Source organism: Dactylococcopsis salina PCC 8305 (assembly GCF_000317615.1).
Classification (GTDB): domain Bacteria; phylum Cyanobacteriota; class Cyanobacteriia; order Cyanobacteriales; family Rubidibacteraceae; genus Halothece; species Halothece salina.
In genome coordinates this window covers 2,029,029-2,054,844 of sequence record NC_019780.1, presented here as the reverse complement: position 1 = coordinate 2,054,844, position 25,816 = coordinate 2,029,029, and the positions used below count along the sequence as shown (strand labels likewise).

35 protein-coding genes are annotated in these 25,816 nt (G+C 41.5%); 16 read left to right on the top strand and 19 right to left on the bottom strand.

Translation table 11 applies throughout. The annotated features are described in order from the left end of the window. Positions 1 to 84 precede the first annotated feature (84 nt). The 3 genes from DACSA_RS10170 to DACSA_RS10160 all read left to right on the top strand — a co-directional run bounded on the left by DACSA_RS10170 (position 85) and on the right by DACSA_RS10160 (position 2,447). Complete coding sequence (locus tag DACSA_RS10170; protein ID WP_015229674.1) at positions 85 to 1,113, top strand: AI-2E family transporter; 1,029 nt, start codon at positions 85 to 87, stop codon at positions 1,111 to 1,113. A 20-nt stretch (positions 1,114 to 1,133) separates the two neighbouring features. Beyond that, entirely contained in the window at positions 1,134 to 1,961 is an 828-nt protein-coding gene (locus DACSA_RS10165; protein WP_015229673.1) for an ion transporter, read from the top strand. 123 nt (positions 1,962 to 2,084) lie between these two features. Beyond that, the gene (locus DACSA_RS10160; RefSeq protein WP_015229672.1) at positions 2,085 to 2,447 is read left to right on the top strand and encodes a hypothetical protein; all 363 of its coding nucleotides are present in this window, start codon (positions 2,085 to 2,087) and stop codon (positions 2,445 to 2,447) included. A gap of 78 nt (positions 2,448 to 2,525) precedes the next feature. On the opposite strand, the gene DACSA_RS10155 is transcribed toward DACSA_RS10160, so the two are convergent. Then, positions 2,526 to 3,413 (bottom strand): ATP adenylyltransferase family protein, encoded by an 888-nt coding sequence (locus DACSA_RS10155; RefSeq protein ID WP_015229671.1) that lies wholly within the window; start codon positions 3,411 to 3,413, stop codon positions 2,526 to 2,528. 339 nt (positions 3,414 to 3,752) lie between these two features. Between DACSA_RS10155 and DACSA_RS10150 the strand changes: the two genes are divergently transcribed. Next, positions 3,753 to 4,478, top strand: a complete 726-nt coding sequence (locus DACSA_RS10150; protein WP_015229670.1) for an SDR family oxidoreductase — start codon at positions 3,753 to 3,755, stop codon at positions 4,476 to 4,478. 57 nt (positions 4,479 to 4,535) lie between these two features. Then, on the top strand, positions 4,536 to 5,237 hold the full coding sequence (folE, locus tag DACSA_RS10145; protein WP_041235433.1) for a GTP cyclohydrolase I FolE: 702 nt from the start codon (positions 4,536 to 4,538) through the stop codon (positions 5,235 to 5,237). Between the two features lie 20 nt (positions 5,238 to 5,257). Here the strand turns inward: folE and DACSA_RS10140 are convergent, their stop codons facing one another. Further along, positions 5,258 to 6,184 carry a Sll0314/Alr1548 family TPR repeat-containing protein gene (locus DACSA_RS10140; protein ID WP_015229668.1) on the bottom strand — a complete coding sequence of 309 codons (927 nt, stop codon included), beginning with the start codon at positions 6,182 to 6,184 and terminating at the stop codon, positions 5,258 to 5,260. An 11-nt stretch (positions 6,185 to 6,195) separates the two neighbouring features. Between DACSA_RS10140 and DACSA_RS10135 the strand changes: the two genes are divergently transcribed. The 3 genes from DACSA_RS10135 (at position 6,196) to DACSA_RS10125 (ending at position 8,027) form a co-directional block, all read left to right on the top strand. Further along, on the top strand, positions 6,196 to 6,825 hold the full coding sequence (locus DACSA_RS10135; protein ID WP_015229667.1) for an ABC transporter ATP-binding protein: 630 nt from the start codon (positions 6,196 to 6,198) through the stop codon (positions 6,823 to 6,825). Between the two features lie 113 nt (positions 6,826 to 6,938). Continuing rightward, positions 6,939 to 7,709 (top strand): type I methionyl aminopeptidase, encoded by a 771-nt coding sequence (gene map, locus DACSA_RS10130; protein ID WP_015229666.1) that lies wholly within the window; start codon positions 6,939 to 6,941, stop codon positions 7,707 to 7,709. Between the two features lie 120 nt (positions 7,710 to 7,829). After that, the gene (locus DACSA_RS10125) at positions 7,830 to 8,027 is read left to right on the top strand and encodes a hypothetical protein (protein ID WP_015229665.1); all 198 of its coding nucleotides are present in this window, start codon (positions 7,830 to 7,832) and stop codon (positions 8,025 to 8,027) included. A 7-nt stretch (positions 8,028 to 8,034) separates the two neighbouring features. On the opposite strand, the gene DACSA_RS22555 is transcribed toward DACSA_RS10125, so the two are convergent. After that, positions 8,035 to 8,160: a hypothetical protein gene (locus DACSA_RS22555; protein ID WP_269544589.1), complete on the bottom strand. Its 126-nt coding sequence runs from the start codon at positions 8,158 to 8,160 to the stop codon at positions 8,035 to 8,037. 59 nt (positions 8,161 to 8,219) lie between these two features. After that, positions 8,220 to 9,482, bottom strand: coding sequence for an ATP-binding protein (locus DACSA_RS10120; RefSeq protein WP_015229664.1), 1,263 nt, complete (start codon positions 9,480 to 9,482; stop codon positions 8,220 to 8,222). Between the two features lie 461 nt (positions 9,483 to 9,943). Here DACSA_RS10120 and DACSA_RS10115 point away from each other — a divergent pair, with 461 nt between their 5' ends. Beyond that, the gene (locus DACSA_RS10115) at positions 9,944 to 11,371 is read left to right on the top strand and encodes a dihydrolipoyl dehydrogenase family protein (RefSeq protein ID WP_015229662.1); all 1,428 of its coding nucleotides are present in this window, start codon (positions 9,944 to 9,946) and stop codon (positions 11,369 to 11,371) included. 5 nt (positions 11,372 to 11,376) lie between these two features. Here DACSA_RS10115 and DACSA_RS10110 read toward each other — a convergent pair whose 3' ends face one another. The 3 genes from DACSA_RS10110 to DACSA_RS10100 all read right to left on the bottom strand — a co-directional run bounded on the left by DACSA_RS10110 (position 11,377) and on the right by DACSA_RS10100 (position 13,416). Continuing rightward, complete coding sequence (locus DACSA_RS10110) at positions 11,377 to 12,417, bottom strand: bifunctional heptose 7-phosphate kinase/heptose 1-phosphate adenyltransferase (RefSeq protein WP_015229661.1); 1,041 nt, start codon at positions 12,415 to 12,417, stop codon at positions 11,377 to 11,379. After that, positions 12,417 to 12,686 (bottom strand): hypothetical protein, encoded by a 270-nt coding sequence (locus tag DACSA_RS10105; RefSeq protein ID WP_015229660.1) that lies wholly within the window; start codon positions 12,684 to 12,686, stop codon positions 12,417 to 12,419. Before DACSA_RS10105 ends, DACSA_RS10110 begins: the two co-directional genes overlap by 1 nt. Before the next feature lie 70 nt (positions 12,687 to 12,756). After that, positions 12,757 to 13,416, bottom strand: coding sequence for a glutathione S-transferase (locus DACSA_RS10100; RefSeq protein ID WP_015229659.1), 660 nt, complete (start codon positions 13,414 to 13,416; stop codon positions 12,757 to 12,759). Between the two features lie 131 nt (positions 13,417 to 13,547). Here DACSA_RS10100 and DACSA_RS18290 point away from each other — a divergent pair, with 131 nt between their 5' ends. Both DACSA_RS18290 and DACSA_RS10090 read left to right on the top strand, forming a co-directional pair. After that, the gene (locus tag DACSA_RS18290) at positions 13,548 to 14,039 is read left to right on the top strand and encodes a hypothetical protein (protein ID WP_015229658.1); all 492 of its coding nucleotides are present in this window, start codon (positions 13,548 to 13,550) and stop codon (positions 14,037 to 14,039) included. A 2-nt stretch (positions 14,040 to 14,041) separates the two neighbouring features. Beyond that, positions 14,042 to 15,790: a peptidoglycan D,D-transpeptidase FtsI family protein gene (locus DACSA_RS10090; protein WP_015229657.1), complete on the top strand. Its 1,749-nt coding sequence runs from the start codon at positions 14,042 to 14,044 to the stop codon at positions 15,788 to 15,790. 109 nt (positions 15,791 to 15,899) lie between these two features. On the opposite strand, the gene DACSA_RS10085 is transcribed toward DACSA_RS10090, so the two are convergent. The 10 genes from DACSA_RS10085 to DACSA_RS19095 form a co-directional block, all read right to left on the bottom strand. After that, positions 15,900 to 17,504, bottom strand: coding sequence for a YcjF family protein (locus DACSA_RS10085; protein ID WP_015229656.1), 1,605 nt, complete (start codon positions 17,502 to 17,504; stop codon positions 15,900 to 15,902). Positions 17,505 to 17,510: 6 nt separating this feature from the next. Continuing rightward, positions 17,511 to 18,485: a DNA cytosine methyltransferase gene (locus tag DACSA_RS10080; RefSeq protein ID WP_015229655.1), complete on the bottom strand. Its 975-nt coding sequence runs from the start codon at positions 18,483 to 18,485 to the stop codon at positions 17,511 to 17,513. 167 nt (positions 18,486 to 18,652) lie between these two features. Beyond that, on the bottom strand, positions 18,653 to 18,766 hold the full coding sequence (locus tag DACSA_RS10075; RefSeq protein WP_015226648.1) for a photosystem II reaction center protein J: 114 nt from the start codon (positions 18,764 to 18,766) through the stop codon (positions 18,653 to 18,655). Positions 18,767 to 18,819: 53 nt separating this feature from the next. Beyond that, positions 18,820 to 18,942 (bottom strand): photosystem II reaction center protein L, encoded by a 123-nt coding sequence (locus DACSA_RS19100; protein WP_015226647.1) that lies wholly within the window; start codon positions 18,940 to 18,942, stop codon positions 18,820 to 18,822. A gap of 9 nt (positions 18,943 to 18,951) precedes the next feature. After that, entirely contained in the window at positions 18,952 to 19,086 is a 135-nt protein-coding gene (psbF, locus tag DACSA_RS10070; RefSeq protein WP_015229654.1) for a cytochrome b559 subunit beta, read from the bottom strand. Positions 19,087 to 19,110: 24 nt separating this feature from the next. Next, positions 19,111 to 19,356, bottom strand: coding sequence for a cytochrome b559 subunit alpha (gene psbE, locus DACSA_RS10065; protein WP_015229653.1), 246 nt, complete (start codon positions 19,354 to 19,356; stop codon positions 19,111 to 19,113). A 79-nt stretch (positions 19,357 to 19,435) separates the two neighbouring features. After that, complete coding sequence (locus tag DACSA_RS10060; protein ID WP_015229652.1) at positions 19,436 to 20,443, bottom strand: photosynthesis system II assembly factor Ycf48; 1,008 nt, start codon at positions 20,441 to 20,443, stop codon at positions 19,436 to 19,438. Positions 20,444 to 20,517: 74 nt separating this feature from the next. Beyond that, on the bottom strand, positions 20,518 to 20,865 hold the full coding sequence (locus tag DACSA_RS10055; protein WP_015229651.1) for a rubredoxin: 348 nt from the start codon (positions 20,863 to 20,865) through the stop codon (positions 20,518 to 20,520). Between the two features lie 92 nt (positions 20,866 to 20,957). Further along, positions 20,958 to 21,584 carry a class I SAM-dependent methyltransferase gene (locus DACSA_RS10050; protein ID WP_015229650.1) on the bottom strand — a complete coding sequence of 209 codons (627 nt, stop codon included), beginning with the start codon at positions 21,582 to 21,584 and terminating at the stop codon, positions 20,958 to 20,960. Next, positions 21,585 to 21,728: a DUF2256 domain-containing protein gene (locus tag DACSA_RS19095; RefSeq protein WP_015229649.1), complete on the bottom strand. Its 144-nt coding sequence runs from the start codon at positions 21,726 to 21,728 to the stop codon at positions 21,585 to 21,587. It abuts the gene before it with no gap. 35 nt (positions 21,729 to 21,763) lie between these two features. Here DACSA_RS19095 and DACSA_RS20640 point away from each other — a divergent pair, with 35 nt between their 5' ends. The 5 genes from DACSA_RS20640 to uvrC all read left to right on the top strand — a co-directional run bounded on the left by DACSA_RS20640 (position 21,764) and on the right by uvrC (position 24,701). Beyond that, a complete protein-coding gene (locus tag DACSA_RS20640) occupies positions 21,764 to 21,913 on the top strand; it encodes a hypothetical protein (protein ID WP_156800757.1) in 150 nt (49 codons plus the stop codon). A 106-nt stretch (positions 21,914 to 22,019) separates the two neighbouring features. After that, positions 22,020 to 22,250 (top strand): hypothetical protein, encoded by a 231-nt coding sequence (locus tag DACSA_RS10040; protein ID WP_015229648.1) that lies wholly within the window; start codon positions 22,020 to 22,022, stop codon positions 22,248 to 22,250. Then, positions 22,237 to 22,365, top strand: coding sequence for a hypothetical protein (locus tag DACSA_RS22550; RefSeq protein ID WP_269544586.1), 129 nt, complete (start codon positions 22,237 to 22,239; stop codon positions 22,363 to 22,365). The genes DACSA_RS10040 and DACSA_RS22550 overlap by 14 nt, the downstream gene beginning before the upstream one ends. A 36-nt stretch (positions 22,366 to 22,401) precedes the next feature. After that, positions 22,402 to 22,773 (top strand): hypothetical protein, encoded by a 372-nt coding sequence (locus DACSA_RS10035; protein WP_015229647.1) that lies wholly within the window; start codon positions 22,402 to 22,404, stop codon positions 22,771 to 22,773. A 56-nt stretch (positions 22,774 to 22,829) separates the two neighbouring features. Beyond that, on the top strand, positions 22,830 to 24,701 hold the full coding sequence (gene uvrC, locus DACSA_RS10030; RefSeq protein WP_015229646.1) for an excinuclease ABC subunit UvrC: 1,872 nt from the start codon (positions 22,830 to 22,832) through the stop codon (positions 24,699 to 24,701). Between the two features lie 287 nt (positions 24,702 to 24,988). On the opposite strand, the gene tsaB is transcribed toward uvrC, so the two are convergent. Both tsaB and DACSA_RS20635 read right to left on the bottom strand, forming a co-directional pair. Then, positions 24,989 to 25,624: a tRNA (adenosine(37)-N6)-threonylcarbamoyltransferase complex dimerization subunit type 1 TsaB gene (tsaB, locus tag DACSA_RS10025; protein ID WP_015229645.1), complete on the bottom strand. Its 636-nt coding sequence runs from the start codon at positions 25,622 to 25,624 to the stop codon at positions 24,989 to 24,991. 11 nt (positions 25,625 to 25,635) lie between these two features. Continuing rightward, entirely contained in the window at positions 25,636 to 25,806 is a 171-nt protein-coding gene (locus DACSA_RS20635) for a hypothetical protein (RefSeq protein ID WP_156800756.1), read from the bottom strand. Positions 25,807 to 25,816 lie beyond the last annotated feature (10 nt).

Genomic DNA, 25,816 nt, shown 5'->3' with positions numbered 1-25,816 from the left:
AGTATTGTTTTGACACCACCGTTAGTTCTAGGAATTGTATTCTGGCGAAGGTTTTTAAAAGCTAAATCGTGAGGATTAATTGCTGTGACTTTAGGAAAATGGATGGGAGTGGTTGCTCTCACGCTCTCGTTATACATTTTGTGGCAAATTAAACAGTTACTCCTCTTAGTTTTTACGGCGGTGGTAATTGCAAATGCGCTTAATCTTTCAGTAAAGCAGTTACAAAAATTAAAAATGAGGCGCAGTTATGCGGTATTTTTATCTGTCCTCATTTTATTGTCACTTGCAATTACTTTTGTCTGGGTCATTGTACCGCCTTTTTTTGATCAGCTACAGCAATTAATTGAGTTAGTACCGAAAGGTATTAATCAGTTAAATAGTTGGCTCAGTTTATTAGAAAAACGGCTTTCTCCAGAACTTTTAGAACTCTTACCCAACTTTACTCAATTATCACAGCAAATTCAACCGCTTTATAATCGCTTATTGGGAGGAGGATTTACGTTTTTCTCCACTTCCGTTGGGATTATTTTGAACATTTTATTGGTGTTAGTGTTAACGATTATGTTACTCGCTGATCCCACGCCATATCGAGAAGGATTTAAACGTTTATTTCCTTGTTTTTATCGCAAGCGAGTAGATGAGATTTTATTGTTGTGTGAGAAGGCTTTACAAGGGTGGTTGGTGGGAACTTTATTTAGTATCACTTTCTTGCTAGTATTGAGTTTTATCGGACTTTTAATTTTAGATATTGATCTCGCTTTAGCGCAAGCAATGTTAACGGGATTGCTGACTTTTATTCCGAATTTTGGTCCCGTTTTAAGTGTGATTCCTCCGATGGCGATCGCGCTTTTAGATGCACCTTGGAAAAGTTTAGCGGTACTTATATTTTACATCGTTCTCCAACAAATTGAAGGAGCTTTTTTAACTCCTTTAGTCATGGCGCAACAGGTGTCTTTATTCCCTGCGTTTACCTTACTGGCGCAAGTCTTTTTTGCAACTTTTTTCGGTTTTTTAGGTTTATTTCTCGCCCTTCCCTTAACCGTTATTGGTCAAATTTGGATACAAGAAGTTTTAATTAAAGATGTGTTAGATCAGTGGACGATCGATAATTAAAAGGGAGAAATAAAAGGATAATGAATACTCCACGCGCATCGCTAAAACATAAAGTCTATAGGTTTTTAGATTTGGCTGAACCTTATGATTTAGCCAGTAAATGTTTTGATTTCTTTTTATTAGGTTTAATTTTCTTAAATTTAATTGCGGTTGCTTTAGAAACGGTGGATTCTCTGTTTGAACAATACTGGATTTGGTTTCGAGGTTTTGAGATTTTTTCGGTGGTTGTTTTTACGATCGAGTATTTATTAAGAGTTTGGAGTTGTACAATTAAACAAGCGTATCGACATCCGTTTTGGGGACGCTTACGGTTTATCTTTACCCCTCTGGCTTTAATTGATTTATTAGCAATTCTTCCCTTTTATTTACCGTTGCTTTCTCCTCAGTTTCGGGTGGGTCGTGCGTTGCGTCTGTTACGATTATTTCGGGTCTTAAAATTAAATCGTTATACCGATTCTCTCAAGATTTTAGGACGAGTTTTGCGATTAAAACGGGAAGAGTTAATTTTATCATTATTTGTATTATCAATTCTCCTCGCGATCGCGTCAAGTTTAATTTATTTTGCGGAACATCAAGCGCAACCAGAAGCATTTTCCAGTATTCCCGAGGCGATGTGGTGGGGAACAATTACGTTAACAACAGTGGGATATGGGGATGTTTATCCAGTAACGTTATTAGGGAGAATATTGGGGGGAAGTTTGGCAATTTTAGGAATTGGTTTATTTGCACTTCCTGCGGGAATTTTAGCGTCTGGTTTTTCGGAAGAGTTACAAGCGCGTAAGGCGAAAAAACGGCGTAATCAGACACAAGTTTGTCCCTATTGCGGTAAGGTAATTAATAATGATTAGTTTATACCATTTTCAAAAAGCGGTGTTACAGTTTATCCCCCCTAACCCCCCTTTGAAAGGGGGGAATAATAAGTTGGTATGTAGCACCAATTATTCACGCATGGTATTAGTATTGAGTTGGGAATGAGTTTACTAAAAAAGTCAAAGGGAACATTATTGATGGGAGTGGGTTATATGTTATCTCCTCTCTCTTGGTGGAATGATCTATTTTTTAATTTACCGATCGCTTATGGATTTGCTTATCTTTTGCATTGGCCGTTTACTGATTCCTTTTTTGTTTTAACAATTATTGGTTATTGGCTTTCCAATGTTTTGGGAATTTTGATGATGCAATGGGGCGCTTTTGATCTATTTTGGGAAGAGCGTCGATCAAATGTTAAACGAGATGTTATTATTGGTTTTGCTGGCTCTACGATTTATACAGTTGTTGTTATCGTTCTCCTCCAATTTAATCTAACTGAGTTACCTGATTTTTTAATTCAATAAGGAAATTGCATACTGTAAACAGCTCATTGACCGTAGGGTGGGCATTGCCCACCCTACTACAAAATACAAAATATTATTTTAATTTATGTTACTGGGAAAACCAACAGCAGCTAAAATTTCTAAGGGATTATGATCTTTAATAATTTGCAATTCTGCTTGATTTCTGACTAATAATGCACCGGCAAAACCGAGAGAGTTAATCCCGATCGAGCGGAATCTTTCCTGTTTTCGAGGAACAATTAACAGCCAATTTTGAGTCATTAAAAAGTTATAAGCGGTTTCAGAATTAACATTAACTGCGTTCAATAATTGCTGATAAATATTTAAAACTTCTAGGGCGATCGCGCTTGGCGATGCTGTCCAATCGAGATTTAACCAAGTGAATCCATGTTGAAAAGAAAACAGCGGAATATTTCCCAATCCCCCATTAAATTGAGCCGTTTTGAAAGCAGGAGTAATTGGGATTTCTGGTAAATTTTCAGCTAAAATTTTGGGAACAAGTTGTAAATGTTTATGACGAACGGATGCACCCGCATCTTTTCTAGAATTATAAAATCCCAACCCATCGACTTTTTGTAAACAAGCACAAAGCGCAGTTAAATCATTATGATTCAGTAAATTTTCTTGTGGTTCAAAGTCACGGGTGACAATTAAAAGATGATGATCGACAACATTATATTTATTCAACAAGCAGATATGAGTCTCAGAAATATCACTAACAAATAAGTCTTTCTCATAGGGTAAAAACGGATCAAACTCTTCTCCAGTTTTTTCTTTGTGCTGTGCTTGTTTTTCCTTCGCCTCTTCTTTTTTAATTAAAGTGGTCAAAATGCGGACTAAAAACGGGATTCCTTCACATTCGATAATTTCAGAAGCGGTGGGAATTGGTTGTAGCGCCTGAGATGCGGTGGCGTTTTTGGTGGTGATTTCAACGGTTTGCCAAAATTGATCGGGAAGTAAAATCATGGATTTTTTTCAAACTAACGATTATAGAGCTTAATCAATCAATACCAGACTGAGTGATACAATAGGCAAGGCTCAGGAACTTTACATTTTTTAATCAAATTCAAAGTCTGGGCGGAATCCCCCCTAACCCCCCTTCGTAAGGGGGGGAAAGTAGAATTTCCTTCGTAAGGGGGGGAAAGTAGAATTTCCTTCATAAGGGGGGGAAAGTAGAATTTCCTTCGTAAGGGGGGAAACTATAATCCCCCCTAGCCTCCCTTGGTAAGGGGGGAAAGTAGAATCCTTCTCTGGGATGGAAAACATGAAAATTAGATTTAATCATTGATCAACTGGGAGGAAACTATGGATGACTCGCCGAGTCGCCCAAAAGCTCTGATTACTGGCGCAAGTAGCGGTATTGGGAAGGAAACTGCCCTCGCTTTGGCGGAAGCTGGTGTTGATTTGGCTTTGGTGGGACGTTCTCAAGATAAACTTGATGCGGTTATGGCTGCCGTTGAGAAAAAGGTAAACGCGAAATCGTACCTGATTGATTTGGCAGTTGTGGAAACTGTGAAAGACCAAATTAGCGCAGCCGTTAAAGATTTCGGAGGTATCTCAATTTTAGTTAATAATGCGGGGATGGGATACACCAACCCGTTACAAGAAACGCCTCTGGAAGATTGGCAACAGGTGTTAAATCTTAATTTAACTAGCGTTTTTCAGTGCATTCAGGGCGTATTACCAACAATGCGCGATCGAGCAAGTGGCACAATTATAAATGTTGCCTCCATTGCCGCTCAAAGTCCGTTTCCCAGTTGGGGAGCATACGCGGTGAGTAAAGCAGGGATTATTACTCTGTCCAAGGCTCTATCGGGAGAGGAAAAAGAAAATGGCATTCGTGTCGTTAGCATTATCCCCGGTGCTGTAAATACCCCGCTTTGGGATACGGATACGGTAAAAATGGAGTTAAATCGCGCTGCGATGCTTGATCCGAAAGTGGTGGCGCAAACAATCGCCCAAGCGGCTCTACTTCCTCAAGAGGCAGTAATCGAAGAAATGACCTTGATGCCTAGTGCTGGTGCGCTTTAAGTATCGCTCTAGGTGACAAGAATAACGCAGACAGGTAAGGAATATTATTCATAAGTTATGACAATTGCTTCATCCAACAGTTCAATGTCCAACGGTTCAGCGAAAGTAACCAAAACCGTGTCTCTCGATAGTGCTTCTTCTGTAGAAGCGGCGGTGAGTCAAAATGGCTCGGAAGAGTTTTCTCGACCCGAAATCGGAGAGATGATGGAAGCGGTGAAAACGATTCTCGAAGGCGTGGGAGAAGACCCAGAACGAGAGGGTTTGCTCAAAACGCCGAAACGGGTAGCAGAAGCGATGCAGTTTCTCACTCAAGGCTATGAGCAGTCTCTTGATGATCTCGTTAACGGTGCAATCTTTGATGAGGGACACAACGAAATGGTGCTAGTGCGAGATATTGATGTGTTTAGTCTTTGTGAGCATCATATGTTACCTTTCATGGGTAAAGCTCATGTGGCTTATATCCCGAACGAGAAGGTGGTGGGGTTAAGCAAGTTAGCTCGGATTGTGGAAATGTATGCTCGGCGTTTACAAGTCCAAGAACGTCTCACTCGCCAAATTGCTGAGGCAATTCAAACCATTCTCGAACCGCAGGGCGTGGCTGTTGTTATGGAAGCAAGTCATATGTGCATGGTGATGCGCGGTGTGCAAAAGCCAGGTTCTTGGACGGTTACCAGTGCGATGTTAGGGGTGTTTCAAGAAGACCAGAAAACTCGTGAGGAGTTTCTTAACTTGATTCGTCATCAGCCCAGTTTTCACTAGAAAAGTCGTGCGATCGCGCTCTAATTTGAGGCTTGATTGGTAATTTTGATCATTAGTTCTCGCGCCAGACGGTGTTCCCGTTCATAAGGTTTACTGATGGAATCGGGAAGCCGTTCTGACCGTGCGATCGCGCTCTCAAAGTGTTTGACTGCTTGTTGTGCGAGGGTCAAACTCTGTTTTTCTTCTCCTAATTTGTACAAAATTTGCCCTTTGAGATAATGGAGTTCGGGATTGTCAGGGGTCGCCTCGATCGCTTTTTCGACGGCAATGCGGGCTTTTTCGTACTCTTCTAAATCACGATAAGCAATGGCTAATCCCCGATTCACCAGATAAGAAGGCTGACCATAGGTTTCAAAGCGCTCGATCGCCTGTTTAGGGTCAAAAAAGGGCAGATTTACCGCTAAAATTAAGTCCATATAGCCTTTAATTAAGTTTAATTCTGGGTCTTCAGGATTATGTTTTTCGGCTAATTCTAAGTAATGGAACACCTTTTGTAACTTCTTCAAAACTCTGAAAGGTCCTTCTACTTGGAATAAATAACTCCCTTCTAAAAAATGCCCGATCGCTAAATATAAATCTCGACGTAAGGGATCAGTCTCCCCGATCGCGCTGGCTAAGTCAAGAGTTTTTTCCGCTGCGGTTTTCACCCCTTCCCATTCTTCTTCGGTATAAGCAACAGAAGCCAACAACGCATAAGCTAAGGGATCAGTGTTCTCCTGATTTTGACTTAAAATTCTCCCTGCTTGTTTATAGTCACCAGCAATAAACATCGTCTCAAATGCGGTTTCCGTTGTCTCACTGATCGATCGCGGATCAGTTTTTCGGAAAGGATCACCCGCAAGAACTGGGTTAACATAGAAAACGCCAAGCGCAACGATCGCGCTAATTACGGTGCTTTTTCTAAGTAAAAAAGAGAAACCATTACCAAAACTTGTATTATTCATCATTAATCACCTGAATGTTACAAATAAAGAACCTAACCTATCATCCACCAGCGACCCCAGAACCAATTTTGCGGTCAATTACCCTGAAACTTCCCCCACAAAAATTAGGATTAATTACCGGACCCAGTGGTTCTGGAAAAAGCACCCTTCTCGAAATTTTATCGGGATTAGCCGAACCAACCAAAGGACAAATTTTCTGGGGAGATCAAAACATTATTTCCGATCAATTACAAGAATTAGTGGGATTAGTGTTCCAGTTTCCAGAACGTCATTTTTGCGGCGGAAGTATTTTAGAAGAATTGCGGTTTGGTCATCCTGAGTTAAATACTACACAAGTCAAAGAAGCACTACAAGAAGTAGGCTTAGATCATCTGTCTCTGAACAATTCTCCCAATGCGTTAAGTGGCGGACAACAAAGACGTTTAGCCTTAGCCGTCCAACTGATTCGTCAGCCGAATATCCTGATGTTAGACGAACCCACCGCCGGTTTAGACTGGTCAATGCGAAACCAATTAGTCAGCTTATTAGCAAAATTAAAAGAACATTGGACATTATTCGTCGTCACCCACGACGCAAAAGAATTACGCTCGATCGCTGATCATCGTTGGCAGATTCAACAGGGAAAACTCACAACCAATCCGTAGGTTGGGTGGAAAGAAATGAAACCCAACAACAACCAATCTGTAGGTTGGGTGGAAAGAAATGAAACCCAACACTAATTTGATAATATAGAATTTGCTAGGGAATAAATAAAGGCATGGCAAGCGACACCATTACTCTGTTATCGAATCGAGAAATTGAAAAAATGCGTAGTGCGGGACGTTTAGCCGCTGCGCTGCTGGATCATTTAGAAACCTTAATTAAACCAGGAATTAGCACTCTAGAACTCAATGACGAAGCCGAACGCTGGACGCAAGCCCATGGGGCGACCAGTGCGCCGCTAGGATATCACGGCTTTCCCAAATCAATCTGTACCAGCGTCAATGAAGTGATTTGTCATGGCATTCCCAACGAAAAAGAAATCCTGAAAGATGGAGATATCATCAACATCGATGTTACTCCCATTCTTGATGGTTATCATGGCGACACTTCCAGAATGTTTATCGTCGGAACACCCTCTCCTCTGGCGAAAAAATTAGTGGAAACCACGAAAGAATGTATGATGCGTGGCATTGCTGCGGTTAAACCTGGTGGGAGAATTGGCGATATTGGGGCAGCGATTCAGGAATATGCAGAAGCGCAGGGGTTTTCTGTAGTCCGTGATTTTGTTGGACATGGCATTAATCGGGTTTTTCATACCGCACCGCAAATCCCCCATTATGGGACAAAAGGAAAAGGAAAGCGCATTCGTCCGGGAATGGTGTTTACTATTGAACCGATGATTAATGAGGGAACTCACGAGGCGAAAGTTTTGGCGGATAAATGGACAGCCGTAACGAAGGATGGGAAATTATCTGCTCAGTTTGAACACACGATCGCGGTGACGAGAGACGGAGTAGAAATTTTAACCCTACCCACAGAACTCTAACCTAGAAGTTACAAAAAACTTTTGATTTCCCTATCCCCAGAGATGGTTACATTGATTGAGCATTATCGACAGACAACTGGATGTTAATCTCGTTCTGAGTTAAAGCAATTGTGAGGAGTGATGCTTGAGTTTGACTGGATCGAAAATTTAACTGACTGGGAGCGAGTGGATAGTATGACAGATGAGGAGGTTGAACAAAACGCACTGGATGATCCTGATAATCCACCTCTAACAGATGAACAGTTACAGCAATTTGAGCCAGTGCATTCAATCGAAGATTGGTTACACTCTAAAGGGGTGATCAAAACAAAGCAGTAACATGGTTTTAGGAGACAGACTTTCCTGATTTTACAGCGCGATGTCGCTCTGCGACTTGCCTTCGGCGATCGGGCTTTATTAAAGCAACTTCTCCGTCTTCTAAAACTACCCCCAACACTAAAACTTCCGACATAAAATCGGCAATTTGTCGAGGGGGAAAATTGACAACTAGTCAATCAAGCCATCAGGTTGTCACCGCAGAGAGGATAGTTCCCCCTGTAAAAAATCAATAAACTGTCTCGCACTGCGTCCAGAACGCCCATTATGTCGAGTTGCCCACTGTTTCGCCCTAAATTCTAATTCTTCTGAAGACAAGGGAATGTGCGCTAACCTTGCCAGATGATGCACAATGGTTAAGTAAGTGTCTTGATTGGGTGATTCAAAGGTGAGCGTTAAGCCAAATCGATCGCTAAAAGATAGTTTTTCCTGTACTGTATCCCAAGCATGAACCTCATCTTGATCACTGGGACGCGGACGATCGTCAAAAAACTCTCGGATCAGGTGACGACGGTTAGACGTGGCGTAAACTACGACATTTTGTGCTTTGGCGGTGACACTTCCTTCTAAAACGACTTTTAGAGCCTTAAATGAGTCGTCATCTTCTTCAAAGGAAAGATCATCCACAAAGAGAATAAACTTCTGGGGTTGCTGTCGTAATTCCTCTAAAATTAATGGTAAGTTTCGTAATTCTGATTTGGGAACTTCTACTAATTTTAATCCGTTCGCTGCATATTCATTTAACAAGCCTTTGACTAAAGAAGACTTTCCAGAACCACGAGTTCCGTAAAGCAGAACATTCAGCGCCGAATAACCTTTTAATAGAAACTCGGTATTTTTAATTAAAGTTTCCTTTTGCCAATCATAACCCACAATTTCATTGATTTTAATCGGATCAGGATGGCTAATTCCGACTAACTGTTGATGCTGCCAAGTAAATGCTTGATATCGGGAAAAAATCCCACAGCCATAAGTTTGATAATAGGCAGCTAACTCAGGTAAAACCGATTTCCAATTCTCGGTTTCATGGAGAAAAGAATTATCCCGAAATCCCATTTCCCATGTAATCGGAGAAGCGTTTAATTGACAACTGGTTTTAACCCACATACTCAAAGTTTTACTATCGCATTCATAAAGATGACGTAAGCTATTGAGATCAGATGCGGCGGCTTTGACTAATGCTGATGGTAATTGCTCTAAAGAAACCCATTGCACTTGTTGGGAAAAAGGATTTTCATCGTTAAGAATTTTTTTGACTAAATAGTCTTGCCAAGTTTGATTTTGTTCCGCTAGTTTTCTAAATAAATGACTATAAGATTTTAAGGAATCATTTCGATTTTCATTGCGGTGTAAGCGGTGTAATAAGTCGAGAAATGCTTGTCCGATTTCATCGCTTAAAACCGATTGATACAGTAACAGTGATGAGGCTTGTTGTAATAAGAAACTCGCAGATGTCATACCATTTTAAAAAAGTTAGGTTACAGCCAATCCCCCCAAACCCCCCTTTGAAAGGGGGGCTTAGTCGATCGCTAATGTAGCGCCAATTGTTTTCAATGGTATCATTTTTGGGTTGAATTTTGATTACTAATTAGGGCTTACTGAATAAACCTAAAACCTTTATCCAATCAGCTTTTAAGGCTCTTAATTCTTTGAAAAAGTGCAAGGGAGAAATGGGAGACAAGGAAGACAAGGAAGACAAGGGAGCGATTTTTCTTCCCCATCTTGCCTTTTGCCTTTTGCCTTTTGCCTTTTGCCTCTTGCCTCTTGCCTTTTGCCTCTTGCCTCTTGCCTCTTGCCTTACTACACCGAAAACATGAACTTTTTCAGCAAGCCCTAATTATTAATTCCGTTCTCAGCGAAGACTAATTTCGATCGCGTCTAATAAAATCAAAGCATCGATCGTTCTAGAGGAAATAACAATGGCAGTAGATTATGATATCGTTATCATCGGCGGTGGTTCTGGTGGTTTAGTGGTCGCCAGTGCGGCAGCGCAATTAAACGCGAAAGTTGCGCTCGTGGAAAAAAGCCGTTTAGGGGGAGACTGTCTCTGGTTTGGCTGTGTTCCCAGTAAGTCTTTACTCCATGCGTCTAGAGTCGCCCATGAAGTGAAACACAGTTCCCGTTTTGGTATCTATACCACACCGCCTGATATTCAATTCTCGGAAGCTACGGGTCATGTCCAGAACGTTATTAGCACCATCCAACCCCATGATTCCCCAGAACGGTTTGAAAGTCTAGGGGTAGAAGTGATTTTTGGGGAAGGTCAATTTAAGGATCAGAAAACCTTTACCGTGAATGGACGGGACTTAAAAGCCCGTGCGTTCGTGGTTTCTACGGGGTCTCGTCCGCAAGTTCCCCCGATTGAAGGGATTGAAGAAGCGGGTTTCTTGACCAATGAACAGATATTTTCCTTAAAAGAGCGTCCCCAGTCATTAGCAGTCATTGGCGCGGGGCCGATCGGGTGTGAATTGGGACAAGCAATGCACCGTTTAGGCTCACAAGTAACCATTGTTTCCAGTCGAGAACAGATTCTCCCGAAAGAAGACCCAGAAGCGGCGTTGGTGGTAGAAAAACAGTTAGAAGCTGATGGGGTGAACATTCTGCGAGGAAAAAGGGCGAAAAAAGTAGAAGTGATTGATGGGAAAAAACATCTCTGGGTAGGGAAAGAGAAAATTGTAGTTGATGAAATTTTAGTGTCTTCAGGGCGTGTTCCCAATGTTCATTCCTTAAACTTAGAAGCAGCAGGGGTGGAATATACCGAAAAAGGGATTGTTGTTAATCAAAAACTGCAAACCACCAATAAGCGCATTTATGGCTGTGGGGATGTCATTGGCGGTTATCAGTTTACCCATGTCGCTGGTTATGAAGCAGCGGTTGTGGTGCAAAATGCACTCTTTTTCCCGTCCGCAAAAGCCGATTATCGGGTTATTCCTTGGGCGACATTTACCGAACCCGAATTGGCTCGTGTGGGGTTAAGTGAAAAACAAGCTCGTGATCGCTATGGGGATAAAATTGAAGTGCTAAAACAAGAGTTTGCTGATGTCGATCGCGCTCAAGCAGAGAGAGCAACCGAGGGCTTTGCCAAAATTATCACTACTTCCAAAGGAGAGATTTTGGGAGCGCATTTAGTGGGGCCATCTGCGGGGGAATTAATCCATGAAATTATTCTCGCGATGAAGAATAAGTTACCCGTTTCGGCGCTAACGGGAATTATTCATATTTATCCCACGCTTTCCGAGGTGAATAGTAAGGCGGCGCTACAGTTGAAAAAGCGCAATTATGCCAAAAATCAAGGGTTACAGAATGCTTTACGGAAGCTGTTTGGCTTGCTTCGATCGATAACCTGAACAACTCAAAGTAACAAACTGGGATCATCTAAAATTGTTTGTAATCCCAGTTTCATTGCTTCTACATCAGTGGTCGCAGTGCCAAACTGACGGACAACAATACTCGCGGCTAAATTTCCTAACACTGAGGCTTCCCAAGCTGTCGCACCCGCGCATAAACTGATAGTTAAGGCGGCGACAACGGTATCTCCCGCACCCGTTACGTCAAAAACATCGGTGCGGTTAAACGGTGGGATATGATGGACTTCTCCCGTTTGGCTAAATAAACTCATTCCTTCTTCTCCTCTGGTGAGAAGTATATATTCGGCTTCGGTGAGGGTTAATAAGTTTTTTCCCGCTTGTTGGAGTAAGGTTTCGTTGTTGATACTATATCCCACTGCTTTCTCGGCTTCGGGAAGGTTGGGAGTAAAGACGGTTGCGCCAAGATAACGGGATAAATTGGTTTGTGTGTCAACAATGTTGCGGTGATGGGCTAAGGTGGCGTTAATAACGGCGGCGCTACAAACACCATCCCCATAGTCGGAACAAACTACCGCATCGACATCAGAAACCGATTCCTTGACAAAATTGGCGATTTGTGCTATGCAGTCGGTGTGTGGCGGGTGGTCAGATTTTCGATCGAGCCGTACAATTTGTTGCGTAACGGATTGCCTAGCGTGACCCGAAATTCGAGTTTTTGTCACCGTCGCGCGATCGGGATCAGTAATAATTCCGTCAATTCCTACCCCAGCCTTGACAAAAATCCTTTTTAATGCGTCTCCTTGCGGATCATCACCGACAATTCCCGCGACTTGCACATTTGCCCCCAACTTAGCCAGATTATACACCGCATTTGCGCCCCCGCCCGGAATTTGTGCGGTTTTCTCGTGGCGCAAAATCAACACGGGCGCTTCTCGTGATAAACGTTCCACCTCACCAGTAACAAATTCATCTAACGCTAAATCTCCCACGACCAAAATTTTGGGATGTTCAAACCGATCCAAGAGGTGAAACAGCCTTTGGGAATTGGCTTCTAATTCTGCAAAAAAAGAATTGATCTCCGTCATCAGCCTTCTTTTACCCGTTGTTCAAACTCCTCGCGAGTTTTTTCTACTAAATCCAACCCCTGAGAATGAACATCAGGATAGTTTTCCTTAAGCCAAGATAAAAGATGAGAGAGTTGAGCGTTTCTCAATTCTAAATCCGCTTGAAAAATTGCCGCTACCGCCATCTGTTGGGCGTATTGTTCAGGATGTCCATTTTGCACCAGTTGACGGGTAAGACTGGCGAGGGCTTGTTGACGAGTTTCGTCGGAAGGCGTGGAAAACTCAGACATAAGAGGTAAATAATGATTAATTTTCCAACTTCTAGAGTATCATAGGCGCGATCGCTTTTTTCAGTAGGCTTTAATCTAATCCTGGGGGAAGCGGTTCGCCACAAGTTTGATGAGTTTCTGCGATGCGTTGAAATAGCCAGGGGTATTCTTGACGGTATTCTGGAATTAGGGCTAAAGGACTTAATAAAGCAGCCGCCGCCAGATCAGCCACACTGAAAGATTCCCCGACTAAAAACGGTTTTTCTTGCCAAGTAGATAAAACCTCGATCGCATTTTGCAAGCGTTCTTTTGCTAGTTTAACGCTGGCGGGAGTAATTCCATACTGACGACGAACAATATTAATTACTAATTGAGACGATAAGCTAGGGTTGATCGATTTTCCTTCCTTCGATCGCCAATCATAATATACAAAACGAGTGGCTGTCCCAATGCTTTCATCCAACCAATCTTCTAATAGCCAAGCATAGCGATTCTGTTCAGGATTAGAAAGCGTATAACTCGGTTGGGGATAATGACTCTCTAAATAGTGCAAAATGCGAGTAGAATCACCAATGGTTGGTTCGGGAGTGGGTTGTAATGCGGGAACTGTGGTTAAACCCGTAAGCGGTTTGAGTTTAAGAATATGGAAACCTGGGGTTAAGTTTTCCACTTCATACTTAACTTTTTTATAACCTAAAGCAAGTCTTGCCTTTCGACAATAATGAGAGGTACTAAACTGTAATAAAAGCATAAATTTGATTAATAATTAGAGATCAAGGATCAAATCTCTCGACGTTTCAATTAGTGTAACCATTGATGTTAAAATCATGGCAATTTCTAGCTGGTGAAGGCTAAAATCCTATTTTTACTGAGAATTAAATTATGTTTGCTGTACCTGAATCTAAAAAGCGCGATCGTGTTTCTTCCCTTAAATCTTCTGGTTCTAGAGTAACCTCTCGTCCGCTTCCTCCACAATGGCGCGATCGTTCTCAGAAGAACAAGAAAACCACTTTTCCGCTATTTATTCGTATTTTATTATTTTTACAACGGAGTTCCTCCTTGTTAACTTTCGGCGCGATCGTTGGTACTTTAGGAATGTATGGGCTAACCGTTTACACTCAACAATTGTGGAATCAGGAATATCAAGAATTAGAATCGTTACAACGTCACGAACGCACTGTTACTAATATCAATGGAGCATTGCAAGATCAAATTGCAGAGTCAAATAATAGTAGTAATCAAGATTTAATTCCTTTAACCCCTGATAAAAATGTATATATTAAACCGACTGTTCATTCTTTTTCTCCAGAGAGTGAAACGCCTCAAATGCGTAAAATTGAATCTCCCGAAACCGATCGTCCTTTAGCGTATTAATAATGATGCAAAAAATGAGTTGGGAAATCCGAAGATTAATCTTGATTTGGTTAGTTCTTTTTCTAGGATCAGTGGGATTAGGAGTGAGAGTCTATCATCTGCAAATTGTCAAAGGAGAAGAACTACAACAAAAAGCAGAAAGACAACAGCAATCTTCTCTTAAATCTTATATTCCTCGTCGTTCAGTAATTGATAGTGAAGGCAATGTTTTAGCCGCCGATCGAGTCGTTTACACCCTCTATGTTCATCCCGCTTTATTTAGTAAACCCTCAGAAGAAGTCGCGGAGAAACTAGCAAAAATCTTAGAAGATATCAGTGAATCAGAGTTGTTACAAAGGTTTCAACAACAACCAACAGGAATCCGATTACGAGATTATTTAACCGAAGAATTAGCGGATAAAATTAGAGCATTAGGAATCAGTGGCTTAGACTTAAATACAGATTATGAACGTTATTATCCTTATGAAAAATTAGCAGCTAATGTCATCGGATATGTTCAACAAGATGATCATCAAGGAAAAACAGGAATTGAGTTTACACAACAAGAAAAATTAACTCGTCTTCCTCGCAAACTATCAGCAATTAAACGGACTGGACAAGGAGAAGTTTTACCCATTTCCCTTCCTCCAGAAGCAGTAAGTTTTGATGAAAGAAAACTCCAACTAACTATTAATGTTAGTTTACAACGTCTTGCTCATCAGGCTTTAAAAAAGCAAATGAAAGCGTTTAATGCGAAACGGGGAACAATCATTGTTATGGATGTTAACACAGGGGAGTTATTATCTTTAGTAACTGAACCAACATTTAATCCGAATCAATATTTTAAGTATGATTTAGAGGATATGAGAAATTGGGCGGTTACTGATTTATATGAACCTGGATCAACATTTAAACCGATTAACGTTGCGATCGCCCTAGAAGCAGGATTAATTACTCCACAAACTAAAATTTATGATCCTGGAAAAATGAAAGTAGGAGGATGGACAATTCGCAACCACGATTATTTTAGCAATGGTGGTCATGGGAAGATAGGAATTGATGAAATTTTACAAGTTTCTAGTAATGTGGGGATGATTAAAATCATTGAGAGAATGTCTCCGCAAGATTACTATAATAAATTACAACAATTAGGTTTAGAACAACGAGTGGGAATTGATTTAATGGGAGAAACCCCAGGCTATATTAAACCTGAGTTTCAATTTGTTAATTATCCCATTGAACCAGCGACCGCCTCTTTTGGTCAAGGGTTTTCTTTAACACCCATAAAACTCGCTCAACTTCACAGCGCGATCGCAAATGGGGGATATTTAGTTACCCCTTATGTGGTCAAAGGATTAGTGAATCAAAATGGAGAAATATTTGATCAAAAAGCGCATCCGAAAAAGCAAGTTTTTTCCCCACAAACCACACAACAAGTTTTAAAAATGATGGAAAGTGTGGTCAGTGAGGGAAGCGGTGAAAATTCAAAAATTCCTGGTTATCGTCTTGGGGGAAAAACAGGAACAGCGCAAAAAGCCAGTAATGGCTATTATCGTAATGGTAAAATTACCAGTTTTGTGAGTATCTTTCCTTTTAAAAATCCGCGTTATGTGGTGTTAGCCGTAGTCGATGAACCACGGAAACCTTTGGCGTTTGGATCAACCGTTGCGGCGCCGATTGTCAAGGAAATTCTTGAAGGCTTGATTACCATTAAAGGAATACCCCCGACTCATCCCGAAGAATTTAATCCGAAAGAGGAAGACAAACCGTAGGTTGGGTGTAGAGAAACGAAACCCAACATAAATTAGTCATTAGGTTTGCCTTACCCACCCTACTGGTCACTGTAATGGGTGTAGAGAAGCGCAACCCAACACTAATCAATTACCATTTTTCTAAATTACGTTCTGGTGGCTCATACCAATCATCATTATAATGATTAAAATCATCATTTTCTTGGTCTTCTTCCGTTGCTTCCGATTCATTCATCAACGGTTGAACCACTTTTTCGATCGCCTCTCCGAGAAAAGATTTTACAAACTCATCCCGACGATTTAACTGAAATTGACGCTTTACAACTTCCGTCATGCCGCCATCTCCCCAATCCTGATCCTGACGGAAATACTCAATAAAACTTTTCCCAGCAATCCGAGTCAGATAAGCGGCGCTAACCCCTTGAATGGCTTTTCCCACCACATAAGCCGCCACAGTCATCTGTAACGCCGTAGAAACCATTTGCACCACCCCTTTCACCACTCCTAAACTCACCAAAGTTCTTCCCAAAGAAAACGCTAACTCTCGTCCGTGATCATAGTTGATTTCACAGCCATAAATTTTCCCAATTTCCACCACCATCTGCGCGTTAACCGCCGCTGTTCCCAACATATCAACAACGGGAAGCGGTGTTACCGCAATCACTCCCGCGCCCACCCACTGATAACGTTGAATCACCTGATCCGCTTGACGACGACGTTGCGTGTCAATGAGACGGCGTGCCTCTTCTCCTAAACGTTGAGACTGTAGTAGGATATTATCAGCGATTAAGTCTGCTCCTTCTGCTCGTAGAATCGCCGCTAACCGTTTGATTAGGGGCATAATATCAGGTTCGGGTTGAACGGTATCTCCTGTGTCCGTGTGAAAAGGAGAAGGATTCGCCGCAATAGAAATGACATCATGGGGAGAAATATAGGTTTGAACACGGGATTGGAGTTTTTCTATAATTTGCTGTTGATCCTCATCTGTATAAAGATCAGTCTTATTAAAAATCAGCAACGATCGTTTCCCAATTTCCGCCAAAACAGATAACGGATCATATTCCGATTGACGTAAATCATTATCTACCACAAACAATAATAAATCCGCTTCCGTTGCTAACTCTCGCGCTAAGTTTTCTCTTTCTGTTCCCATCACCCCTGCTTCTAAAATGCCAGGAGTATCAATCACGAAAATCTCTTTATCAATTTCTGAGAGTTGTAAGCGATAGGTTTCTCCCGCTTGCGTTGTTCCCATGGGGGCGCTTACTTCTCCCACAACACGCCCCATTAACGCATTGACTAATGATGTTTTTCCCGCCGATACTGTTCCAAATACAACAACCTGGAAACCTTGACGATTGAAATTGGCTTCTAATGCTTGCGATTTTTCTAATAAGGCTTGTTGCGCCACTTCATCTTGAATTTGCTCAACTTGCTTCCGTACTGCTTGTAAATTCGCTTGGGCGGCTTCGTTTTTTTCGGCTGGTGCTTTGATGTTTGATTGACGTTTTTTCCGCTTTTTCTTTGGTTTAAATCCACCTTGGAAATAATAAATAACCGCACCAATCAAAAGTGTAATCACCGCCATTAATAACAACAGTAATAAATTCGCTAAAATTGGCGCAGTAAAAGCAATTTGGATGTAAAGTTGGTAAAGAGCGCTCACCAACCAAATCATCAGCACGAGAACAACGCTAATGCTTAAAATTAATAGTAGCAGACGCGGTGAGGGCATAAACAATTAATAATATGTACTGGGTTGCGGTGAGAGTAAAGGATTAATCACCGTCTTAAATAAACATTCTAAAACGGCTCTAACACAGGGAATTGCTACACTATTTCCCACCAGTTTTCGCATCGCGGTATAAGAACACACTACCTTAAACTCATCGGGAAATCCTTGTAATCTTAGCATTTCTCTTTCAGTTAAACGCCGTTTTCCATCCACTAATAAATAATTATAGGAAGCACCAGCACGAATCGCACAAGAATAGGGATAAGCACTAATATGTCCAGCTTTATTTTCATGCCAAATTGTCGGTTCATTACTAATTTTTCCCGTATATTTAACGATACGATTCTGTTGTATTCTTTCTGAAGCGTAGTAATTGAGAGGAACATCTTTTTCCAGAATAGTTGATAACGATTTCATTTCAAAGTCTGGAAACGTCCACTGAAAACGCACCGACTGACGACAGCCAACAATAAAAACTCTTTCCCGTTTCTGTGGTAAGCCAAAATCCAGTGCATTTAAGACTTTATATTCCACATAATATCCTAAATTTCTTAAAACTTCTAAAATAATCTGTAACGTTTTTCCCTTTTGATGTCCTACTAATTGCTTAACATTTTCTAAAACGAGAGCTTCTGGTTGATGATAGTCTAAAATTCTAGCAATGTCGAAAAAAGCGGTTCCTCTGATATCTTCAAAGCCGTTGAGTTTCCCACAAATGCTAAAAGGCTGACAAGGAAACCCTGCTAAAAGTAAATCATGTTTTGGAATTGCTTCTACTGGAATTTTAGTTAAGTCTCCTTGGGGAGAATCATTAAAGTTAGCTTGATAAGTTTTCTGTGCATCTAAATCCCAATCAGAGGAAAAAACACAAACGGGTTTAAGGTTGTAATTTTTACAAACGGTTTCCGTGGCAATTCTAAAGCCACCAATTCCACAAAATAAGTCAACATATCTTAGGCTCTGAATTTGATTGAATAACATCTTTACAGTGATCAGTTACCAGTGATCAGTGATCAGTAAATTGTTGTTGGGTTTCCCGTGGAGACGTTCCATGGCACGTCTCTACACGCAACCGATGCGATTAATTTTGCTAAAAAAACCGCTAGAGAAATTCCCTAGCGGTGCTTTACTCAGTTAACGAGCAGGGTTTATACGGCAGAGCCAACTCCTGCATAAGAGCCATAGAAAAAGATGCCGACGACAGCAATAATTCCTAAACCGGCAATGGTTGCAACAATCCAAAGCGGGATTTTCCCAGACATAATTTTTTCCTCCTAAATCAAACTAGACAAGTTTTAAACAATGTAAATGGGTTTTAGTTAAAGAAATAACTGGAGAACAGAATTCCTAAGACGAAAACAAGCAACAACCCTAAATAAAGGGAAGTTCGGTTCAGTTCTACTGGCTGTTTATTGGGGTTTTGATTACGATCGACCATTAATGACTCCTATCTTTGAATAAACTGCATCGCAGCGATCGCGCCTAAAAAGAAGACGCTAGGCACTGCTAAAGTATGGACGGCTAACCAACGGATGGTAAAAATCGGATAGGTAACGGGTTCATTGGGACGATTAGTTGTCATGTTTCTCCTCCTTGTTAAGAATATTTACTTATTAAATTCTTCCACTTCTTCTCTGGCTTTAAATCGATCGCTAATGATGGGTAATTCCTGCCGTTGTTGAGTAAAATACTCATCGGGGCGAGGGGTTCCAAAGGCATCATAAGCCAAGCCAGTCTGGACAAATAGCCAGCCAGCAATGAATAACATGGGGATGGTAATGCTATGAATTACCCAGTAACGAACGCTGGTAATAATATCACCAAAAGGACGCTCTCCTGTATCTCCAGACATTTTGTTTTTACTCCTTTTACAAAAATTGATTCCTTACTAATATATGATAAGAAATGTTTTAACAATTGCCACGTTTTCTTTATGCGGCTTGGTTTGTTGCTTCGTATTTGAGGACGGTTCCGCGATCGCCGAGGATAAATCCCTTTTCAGGACTAAAAAATTTCACGCGATAGAAATTCCCAGGAACATTTTGCATCTCGCGGTCTTTTTCCCAAACGCCTTTGGTTTGAGCATAACGGAATAAGTCACCGCTACCACCGCTCACCCAAAACTCATCTTCAGTGCGATAACCGATGTCCAATAATCCCTTAGAGCTAGAAAATTCGGGATATTCGGGTTCTTGCCAACTGTCGAAGTCTTCGGATTCTGTGAATTGAACTTGACCACCGCGAGCGAGTAACCAGACTCGTCCATCGGGAGTAAACCCCATATTTTGCACACGACGGGAGGTATTTCGTTCATGGGCTTGCCATGCTTGATCCCCAGGTGTCCATGTGGAGTAGAAGTTACCACGAGCGGAAACGGTGATGTATTTCCCATCAGGAGAGCGAGAGATATTTCGGGCGACTCCCACCGCTTCTTGTACCAATGCTTGCCAATTTTTGCCCCCATTGGTGGTTTCATAAATTGCTCCCACATTGGTGGTCATTTCTGCGGTGTCTTCCCCTTTGGCAATGATGCTATAGGGTTCTCCTGGTAACTTTTTACTCAAAGGAATTCGTGACCAGTGTTCGCCACCATCCTTGGTATGTAGTAACACAGAAGGCTCGCCAGCAATCCAGCCTTCTTCTCCCACGAAACTAACGGAAAGGAAATCTAATTTTTCGTTTTCCAGTTCTAACTCTTTTCTTTCCCAAGTTTCTCCTCCATCGGTGGTTTCCAGTAACGTCGCTTGGTTTCCTACCATCCAACCATGATTCGGATCACCTGTAAAGGCTAAGTCTAACATGGTTTCTTCGGTTGGTAGATTTTCCAATACTCGCCAGGGATTGGATTCCGTTGAGGGAACTTGACTACAACTGACTGTAAACAGCGCGATCGCGCTCCATAAGACAAATTGCTTAATATTTCTTAAAACGATACTCATATTTGCTTGTTCAAACTAGGTTATGAGCGTGAAACTCCAACAGCTTACCAGTTTTTGGGTGAGGTTGAACGCTTCTAACTCAGACCATAAAAACTCAGGAACATTAAAAATCCTAAACCTAACGCACCAAAGATGAGAAGATTTTTCTGTCTTGGGGTTAAGCGATTCACGCCAAAGCCATAGGATAGGTTATCCTGAAAGCCTGACGGAGCATCGATCGCGCCGATATCATCAAACACAGTGCGTCGCGCTCCGCAAACTGGACAACGCCACTGAGAGGGTAAGTCTTCAAAAGCGGTTCCAGCGGGGATATTTTGACCACTATCCCCTTTGTTCGGTTCGTAAACGTAGCCACAACTGCGACACTCATAGCGAGAGGGAGCAGCTTCGGCGAGGGTTTTTTCTTCAGCAGGCTCAGTCATAGTGATCAGGAAATTTTATGAGAACTCTGTTAATAATTCTCTCATAGATTCCCTTTTCTGAACAGTTGATTATTAAAAAGATTAATTTTTCCTCATTTTTCTAAAATAATTAGTCTCCCTTGATTTTGAAGACTGGCGAAACGATATGCTTTCTTGATCCATTCTAAACTTTGACGATGATAGAAAAACACATGAGTACAATCTTCTTTATAAGACCATCGCTTAAAGTCGATTTCTTCTGTAAATAAATCAGTCATACAATAAAGTTTTCCCCCAGAATTTAAAAGAGAATAAAGCTGACTAAATTCTCGATCGGGCTGCTGAAAATGCTCAATTACTTCACAACAAATAATAAAATCATAAGTTGTATTGAAAACCGCTTGATCGTTGCAGAAAAATGGATCATATTGCGCGATCGAATACCCAGATTGACTGAGGAGATAAGAAATAACGGGGCCAGTTCCACAACCAAAATCTAAGCCTTGATTTGATGGGGAAAAGTCAGCTAAAATCTGCTTGACGATCGGAGAAACAAACTTTTGATATCTCACATCTTCAACGTTATTATTATGGGTTTCATATCGTTGTTGTTCTGCTTCTGGTGTGGGAAAATATTCAGGAGATAAAGAAATTCCCTGACAGTGCAAACAGCGAAAATATGCCCCATGTCTTCCTTGAAAAAAAAGTTGCGTTTGTCCTTGACATAAATTACATTTCATTTAAGATTTTCGGCGCCGACATCGATCGGAGCAATATTTCACCTCATCCCAACAATTCGCCCATTTTTTTCGCCATGTAAATGGACGACCACAGACAACACAAGTTTTGGTTGGTAAATCAGATTTTTTTCTTTGACGTGCCATATCTAACTATTCTAAATCAGGTATTTAGGGTTTGCATGCAAGAGGCAAAAGGCAAAAGGCAAAAGGCAAAAGGCAAGAGGCAAAAGGCAAAAGGCAAAAGGCAAAAGGCAAGAGGCAAGAGGCAAAAGGCAAAAGGCAAAAGGCAAAAGGCAAGAGGCAAAAGGCAAGAGGCAAAAGAGGTTTAAACGAAATAAAATTAGGCGATCGTTGTTTCATCTGAGTAGCGCGATCGCGATTGGCTTTAGTAGTTAACGATTTTGCTATCCTAGAGAAAAACAATTTGGATTACATATGCCTATCAAAGTAGTTCGCAAGTCAACGGGTGAACTGGGATATGGTGATCAATATCCTCGTTCAAGTGATCGAGAACCAGTAAGGTGGTATGTTCAATTTCCAAAAGACGATATACCAATAATCTTTACTGATGATGATCCTGATTTTGAAGTGAATTATCTTGATGAGTCTGCAACTGTTGAAGAACTGATTGAACTAAATAGACAAAGGATTGGTGGTTTCTGGTGAAGAAAATTCACTGCTCGATCGCGCTATAGAAAGCAAGTTAAATCAATTCAATAAACAAAACTTCGATCGCGCCAGTTATAAACATCTCAGTGACATGACAGAATTAGCAGACTGACACTTCAAGATCGTCATCAGGAGGAGATTTAAGAAAATGTTACTGCCAGAAACGGAAGTTCAACCAGCCTTAGAGCAAGCGCAAAGAGCCTTTCCCAATTTTACTAACTGGAATTATATTAACCAAGCCAATCGAGACTATTTTGGGTTTACCATGTGGGGAGAATTGACGATCGAGCCTGATGAAACGATGCCCAGATACTTTTTTATCACGATCGATGCTCCTGAAAACCAATGGCGAGCAACCCTAACCATCGGACAACATTCTTATCTTTGGTCGAGTGCAGATGTGGGCGACGCTCACTTGCTAGCAACGGATTATTGTGATTCTTTAGAAGCAGCAATTAGCCAATTGAAAGCAGAAATTGAAAGACTATTTCAGGCAATTTTGGGAAGTTTCAAAAATTAGTTTGATCAGGTTTGATTAGAAACATGGCTTGAATCTCACTCCCCAACTGGAAAAACATGACTACTGCAGTTAAACCTCTAATTCATCACCCAGAACAATTAGAAGCCCGTTTGCAAGAAATCCCCATGAAACCAGGGGTTTATTTCATGCGCGATCGAGCGGGTAATATCATTTATATTGGGAAATCAACCAAACTCCGTTCCCGCGTCCGTTCTTATTTTCGCCCTTCTCAAGCATTAAGTGAACAAAAACACATCATGGTGCAACAAGTGGCGGAAATTGAATTTATCGTCACTGATACCGAGGCGGAAGCGTTAGCATTGGAAGCTAACCTCGTTAAACAAGAACAACCCTATTTTAATGTTCTGCTAAAAGACGACAAAAAATATCCTTATCTCTGTATTACTTGGTCTGAAGACTATCCTCGCATCTTTATCACCCGTAAAAGAAGACGGAATAACCAGAAAGATCGCTATTATGGTCCTTATGTGGATACGGGCGCTTTACGGCGAACATTAGGCTTAATTAAACGGACATTCCCCTTACGCCAACGTCCGCGTCCTTTGTTTAAAGATCGTCCCTGCTTAAACTATGATTTAGGAAGATGTCCAGGTGTGTGTCAACAACTGATTTCCCCTGAAGACTATCGCCAAACCTTACAGAAAGTCGCAATGATTTTTCAAGGACGATCCCAAGAATTAGTGCGTGAATTGACAGCAAAAATGAAGGAAGCGGCGGCTAATTTGGAGTTTGAAGAGGCTGGGAAAATTCGGGATCAAATTCAATCTCTTCAACAACTGAATGCGAATCAGAAGGTTTCTCTTCCTGATGATACAGTCTCCCGTGATGCGATCGCGATCGTCGCCAACTCTCAACACGCTTCTATTCAATTGTTCCAAGTTCGTGCGGGAAAATTAGTGGGACGATTGGGGTTTTTTGCCGATATATCTCCCTCTGTTTCCTCAGAAGATATTTTACAACGAGTGGTTCAAGATCATTACGCGGTAGTTGATGCGGTGGAAATTCCCAGCGAGATTTTACTTCCCTCAGCAATTCCAGATCAAGACTTACTTAGCCACTGGTTAACTGAACGTAAAGGGGGAAAAGTAACCTTCACTATTCCTCAACGTCAGGGGAAAGCAGAGTTAATGACAATGGTCGAACAAAATGCCCGTTATGAGTTAGAAAGAACACAACGGGCAGTTAATCGCAATCATCAAGCCTTACAAGACCTAAGAGATATCATAGACTTACCAGAAACGCCTCGCCGTATCGAAGGCTACGATATTTCTCACATTCAAGGATCAAATGCGGTGGGATCGCAGGTGGTGTTTATTGATGGCATTCCAGCGAAACAATGTTACCGTCGTTATAAAATTAAGGATACTAGCGTTCGATCGGGACATTCTGATGATTTTGCCAGTTTAGCAGAAGTGATCCGTCGTCGCTTTCGTAAATATGTAGAAAACCCAGACTTACCGCGACAGGAAGATTCAGAGTTTCCCGATTTAGTAATGATTGATGGCGGAAAAGGACAACTTTCGGCGGTGGTGGAACAATTACAGCAGATGAACTTATTAGAAGATGTAGCTGTCATCAGTTTGGCGAAGCAACGAGAGGAAATTTTTTTACCTGGAGAATCATTCCCTTTAGAAACCGATTCCGAACAGCCTAGCGTTCAAGTATTACGACGCTTAAGAGATGAAGCACACCGTTTCGCTGTGAGTTTTCATCGCCAACAGCGAACAGCAAAAATGCAACGATCGCGCTTGGATGACATTCCAGGGTTAGGGTTTCAACGACAGCAAACCTTACTGGCTCATTTTCGATCGTTAGAATACATCCGTCAAGCCAGTTTAGAACAATTACAAGCGGTGCCAGGAATCGGCAAAGCCTTAGCACAACAAATTTATGATTATTTTCACTAACATGAACCGATATCGGTGGGGTAAAGGATAGCGAAACCCAACACCAGTTACCTTAGATGTAGGTTGGGTGAAGCGAAGCGAAACCCAACACCAACCAGCAGATTGGGAGATTTATCCCCCCAACCCCCCTTTGAAAGGGGGGCTTAGATGTAGATGTCGGTTGGGTGAAGCGAAGGAAAACCCAACACCAACCAGCAGATTGGGAGATTTATCCCCCCAACCCCCCTTTGAAAGGGGGGCTTAGATGTCGGTTGGGTGAAGCGAAGCGAAACCCAACATCAGTATTGTCAGCTTCCGTAGAAAGGTTTAGCGTCTTCTATTTTGGGGCGTTTCCCTTGTTCCCATTGTTGCACAGCTAAACTGAGAACACTCTTTACTGTTTTCCCCAATGTTTCTTCTGTAGGGGTAACTAAATGATAGGGTTGACTAATCTGATTTAAAGTTGCTTGCCAATCCGTTTCTGTCATCACCTGATCTGGAAGATAAGAGATTAATCCGTTTGCGTTGACTTCATAAATCCCCACAAAATACTGTTCACGCCGTGCTGGCAATTGTACCGCAATTAAATCTTGATCTGGAAACTGATGCTGTTTTTTTTCATAGTCAGCGATCGCAGCCAAAGTCGAAATTGCAAATAAAGGAATATCTAACTGTTGTGCTAAAGTACGGGCTGTGGCTACTCCGATGCGTGTTCCCGTAAAACTCCCTGGCCCTTTCGCCACCGCAATCAATTTTAATTCCCACCAAGAATGAGGGTGAATCAACTCTTGTAATAATACATGGAGATGCGTCGCTAAATCTCGACCTAAATCCCAAGTTTGTGTCTTTTCTTCTCCTTGAAAATCACTCAAAGTTAATCCGAGTTGGGGGCTAGTGGTATGTAATGCTAAACCATATCCAGATAATTTTTCCTTTTCTCCCATCTCCCTTTACGTTATTTATTTGCTGCGAGAGTTCCCGATTGCACTTGCCACAATCCATTGTAAATGCCATTTCTGGCGACTAATTCCTCGTGTTTTCCCTGTTCGACAATTTTTCCCTGATCCATGACGTGACATCCTCCCTCGGTAAAGCAGAGCTTATACCGAGGGCTTCCTAACTTCACAGCTAAGAAC

What these genes read in the sequence shown, in the direction of transcription:
- DACSA_RS10165 (WP_015229673.1), top strand. Translation starts at nt 1,134, where the DNA reads ATGAATACTCCACGCGCATCGCTAAAACATAAAGTCTATAGGTTTTTA.
- DACSA_RS10160 (WP_015229672.1), top strand. Translation starts at nt 2,085, where the DNA reads ATGAGTTTACTAAAAAAGTCAAAGGGAACATTATTGATGGGAGTGGGT.
- DACSA_RS10155 (WP_015229671.1), bottom strand. Translation starts at nt 3,413, where the DNA reads ATGATTTTACTTCCCGATCAATTTTGGCAAACCGTTGAAATCACCACC.
- DACSA_RS10150 (WP_015229670.1), top strand. Translation starts at nt 3,753, where the DNA reads ATGGATGACTCGCCGAGTCGCCCAAAAGCTCTGATTACTGGCGCAAGT.
- folE (WP_041235433.1), top strand. Translation starts at nt 4,536, where the DNA reads ATGACAATTGCTTCATCCAACAGTTCAATGTCCAACGGTTCAGCGAAA.
- DACSA_RS10140 (WP_015229668.1), bottom strand. Translation starts at nt 6,184, where the DNA reads ATGATGAATAATACAAGTTTTGGTAATGGTTTCTCTTTTTTACTTAGA.
- DACSA_RS10135 (WP_015229667.1), top strand. Translation starts at nt 6,196, where the DNA reads ATGTTACAAATAAAGAACCTAACCTATCATCCACCAGCGACCCCAGAA.
- map (WP_015229666.1), top strand. Translation starts at nt 6,939, where the DNA reads ATGGCAAGCGACACCATTACTCTGTTATCGAATCGAGAAATTGAAAAA.
- DACSA_RS10125 (WP_015229665.1), top strand. Translation starts at nt 7,830, where the DNA reads ATGCTTGAGTTTGACTGGATCGAAAATTTAACTGACTGGGAGCGAGTG.
- DACSA_RS22555 (WP_269544589.1), bottom strand. Translation starts at nt 8,160, where the DNA reads ATGTCGGAAGTTTTAGTGTTGGGGGTAGTTTTAGAAGACGGAGAAGTT.
- DACSA_RS10120 (WP_015229664.1), bottom strand. Translation starts at nt 9,482, where the DNA reads ATGACATCTGCGAGTTTCTTATTACAACAAGCCTCATCACTGTTACTG.
- DACSA_RS10115 (WP_015229662.1), top strand. Translation starts at nt 9,944, where the DNA reads ATGGCAGTAGATTATGATATCGTTATCATCGGCGGTGGTTCTGGTGGT.
- DACSA_RS10110 (WP_015229661.1), bottom strand. Translation starts at nt 12,417, where the DNA reads ATGACGGAGATCAATTCTTTTTTTGCAGAATTAGAAGCCAATTCCCAA.
- DACSA_RS10105 (WP_015229660.1), bottom strand. Translation starts at nt 12,686, where the DNA reads ATGTCTGAGTTTTCCACGCCTTCCGACGAAACTCGTCAACAAGCCCTC.
- DACSA_RS10100 (WP_015229659.1), bottom strand. Translation starts at nt 13,416, where the DNA reads ATGCTTTTATTACAGTTTAGTACCTCTCATTATTGTCGAAAGGCAAGA.
- DACSA_RS18290 (WP_015229658.1), top strand. Translation starts at nt 13,548, where the DNA reads ATGTTTGCTGTACCTGAATCTAAAAAGCGCGATCGTGTTTCTTCCCTT.
- DACSA_RS10090 (WP_015229657.1), top strand. Translation starts at nt 14,042, where the DNA reads ATGATGCAAAAAATGAGTTGGGAAATCCGAAGATTAATCTTGATTTGG.
- DACSA_RS10085 (WP_015229656.1), bottom strand. Translation starts at nt 17,504, where the DNA reads ATGCCCTCACCGCGTCTGCTACTATTAATTTTAAGCATTAGCGTTGTT.
- DACSA_RS10080 (WP_015229655.1), bottom strand. Translation starts at nt 18,485, where the DNA reads ATGTTATTCAATCAAATTCAGAGCCTAAGATATGTTGACTTATTTTGT.
- DACSA_RS10075 (WP_015226648.1), bottom strand. Translation starts at nt 18,766, where the DNA reads ATGTCTGGGAAAATCCCGCTTTGGATTGTTGCAACCATTGCCGGTTTA.
- DACSA_RS19100 (WP_015226647.1), bottom strand. Translation starts at nt 18,942, where the DNA reads ATGGTCGATCGTAATCAAAACCCCAATAAACAGCCAGTAGAACTGAAC.
- psbF (WP_015229654.1), bottom strand. Translation starts at nt 19,086, where the DNA reads ATGACAACTAATCGTCCCAATGAACCCGTTACCTATCCGATTTTTACC.
- psbE (WP_015229653.1), bottom strand. Translation starts at nt 19,356, where the DNA reads ATGTCTGGAGATACAGGAGAGCGTCCTTTTGGTGATATTATTACCAGC.
- DACSA_RS10060 (WP_015229652.1), bottom strand. Translation starts at nt 20,443, where the DNA reads ATGAGTATCGTTTTAAGAAATATTAAGCAATTTGTCTTATGGAGCGCG.
- DACSA_RS10055 (WP_015229651.1), bottom strand. Translation starts at nt 20,865, where the DNA reads ATGACTGAGCCTGCTGAAGAAAAAACCCTCGCCGAAGCTGCTCCCTCT.
- DACSA_RS10050 (WP_015229650.1), bottom strand. Translation starts at nt 21,584, where the DNA reads ATGAAATGTAATTTATGTCAAGGACAAACGCAACTTTTTTTTCAAGGA.
- DACSA_RS19095 (WP_015229649.1), bottom strand. Translation starts at nt 21,728, where the DNA reads ATGGCACGTCAAAGAAAAAAATCTGATTTACCAACCAAAACTTGTGTT.
- DACSA_RS20640 (WP_156800757.1), top strand. Translation starts at nt 21,764, where the DNA reads ATGCAAGAGGCAAAAGGCAAAAGGCAAAAGGCAAAAGGCAAGAGGCAA.
- DACSA_RS10040 (WP_015229648.1), top strand. Translation starts at nt 22,020, where the DNA reads ATGCCTATCAAAGTAGTTCGCAAGTCAACGGGTGAACTGGGATATGGT.
- DACSA_RS10035 (WP_015229647.1), top strand. Translation starts at nt 22,402, where the DNA reads ATGTTACTGCCAGAAACGGAAGTTCAACCAGCCTTAGAGCAAGCGCAA.
- uvrC (WP_015229646.1), top strand. Translation starts at nt 22,830, where the DNA reads ATGACTACTGCAGTTAAACCTCTAATTCATCACCCAGAACAATTAGAA.
- tsaB (WP_015229645.1), bottom strand. Translation starts at nt 25,624, where the DNA reads ATGGGAGAAAAGGAAAAATTATCTGGATATGGTTTAGCATTACATACC.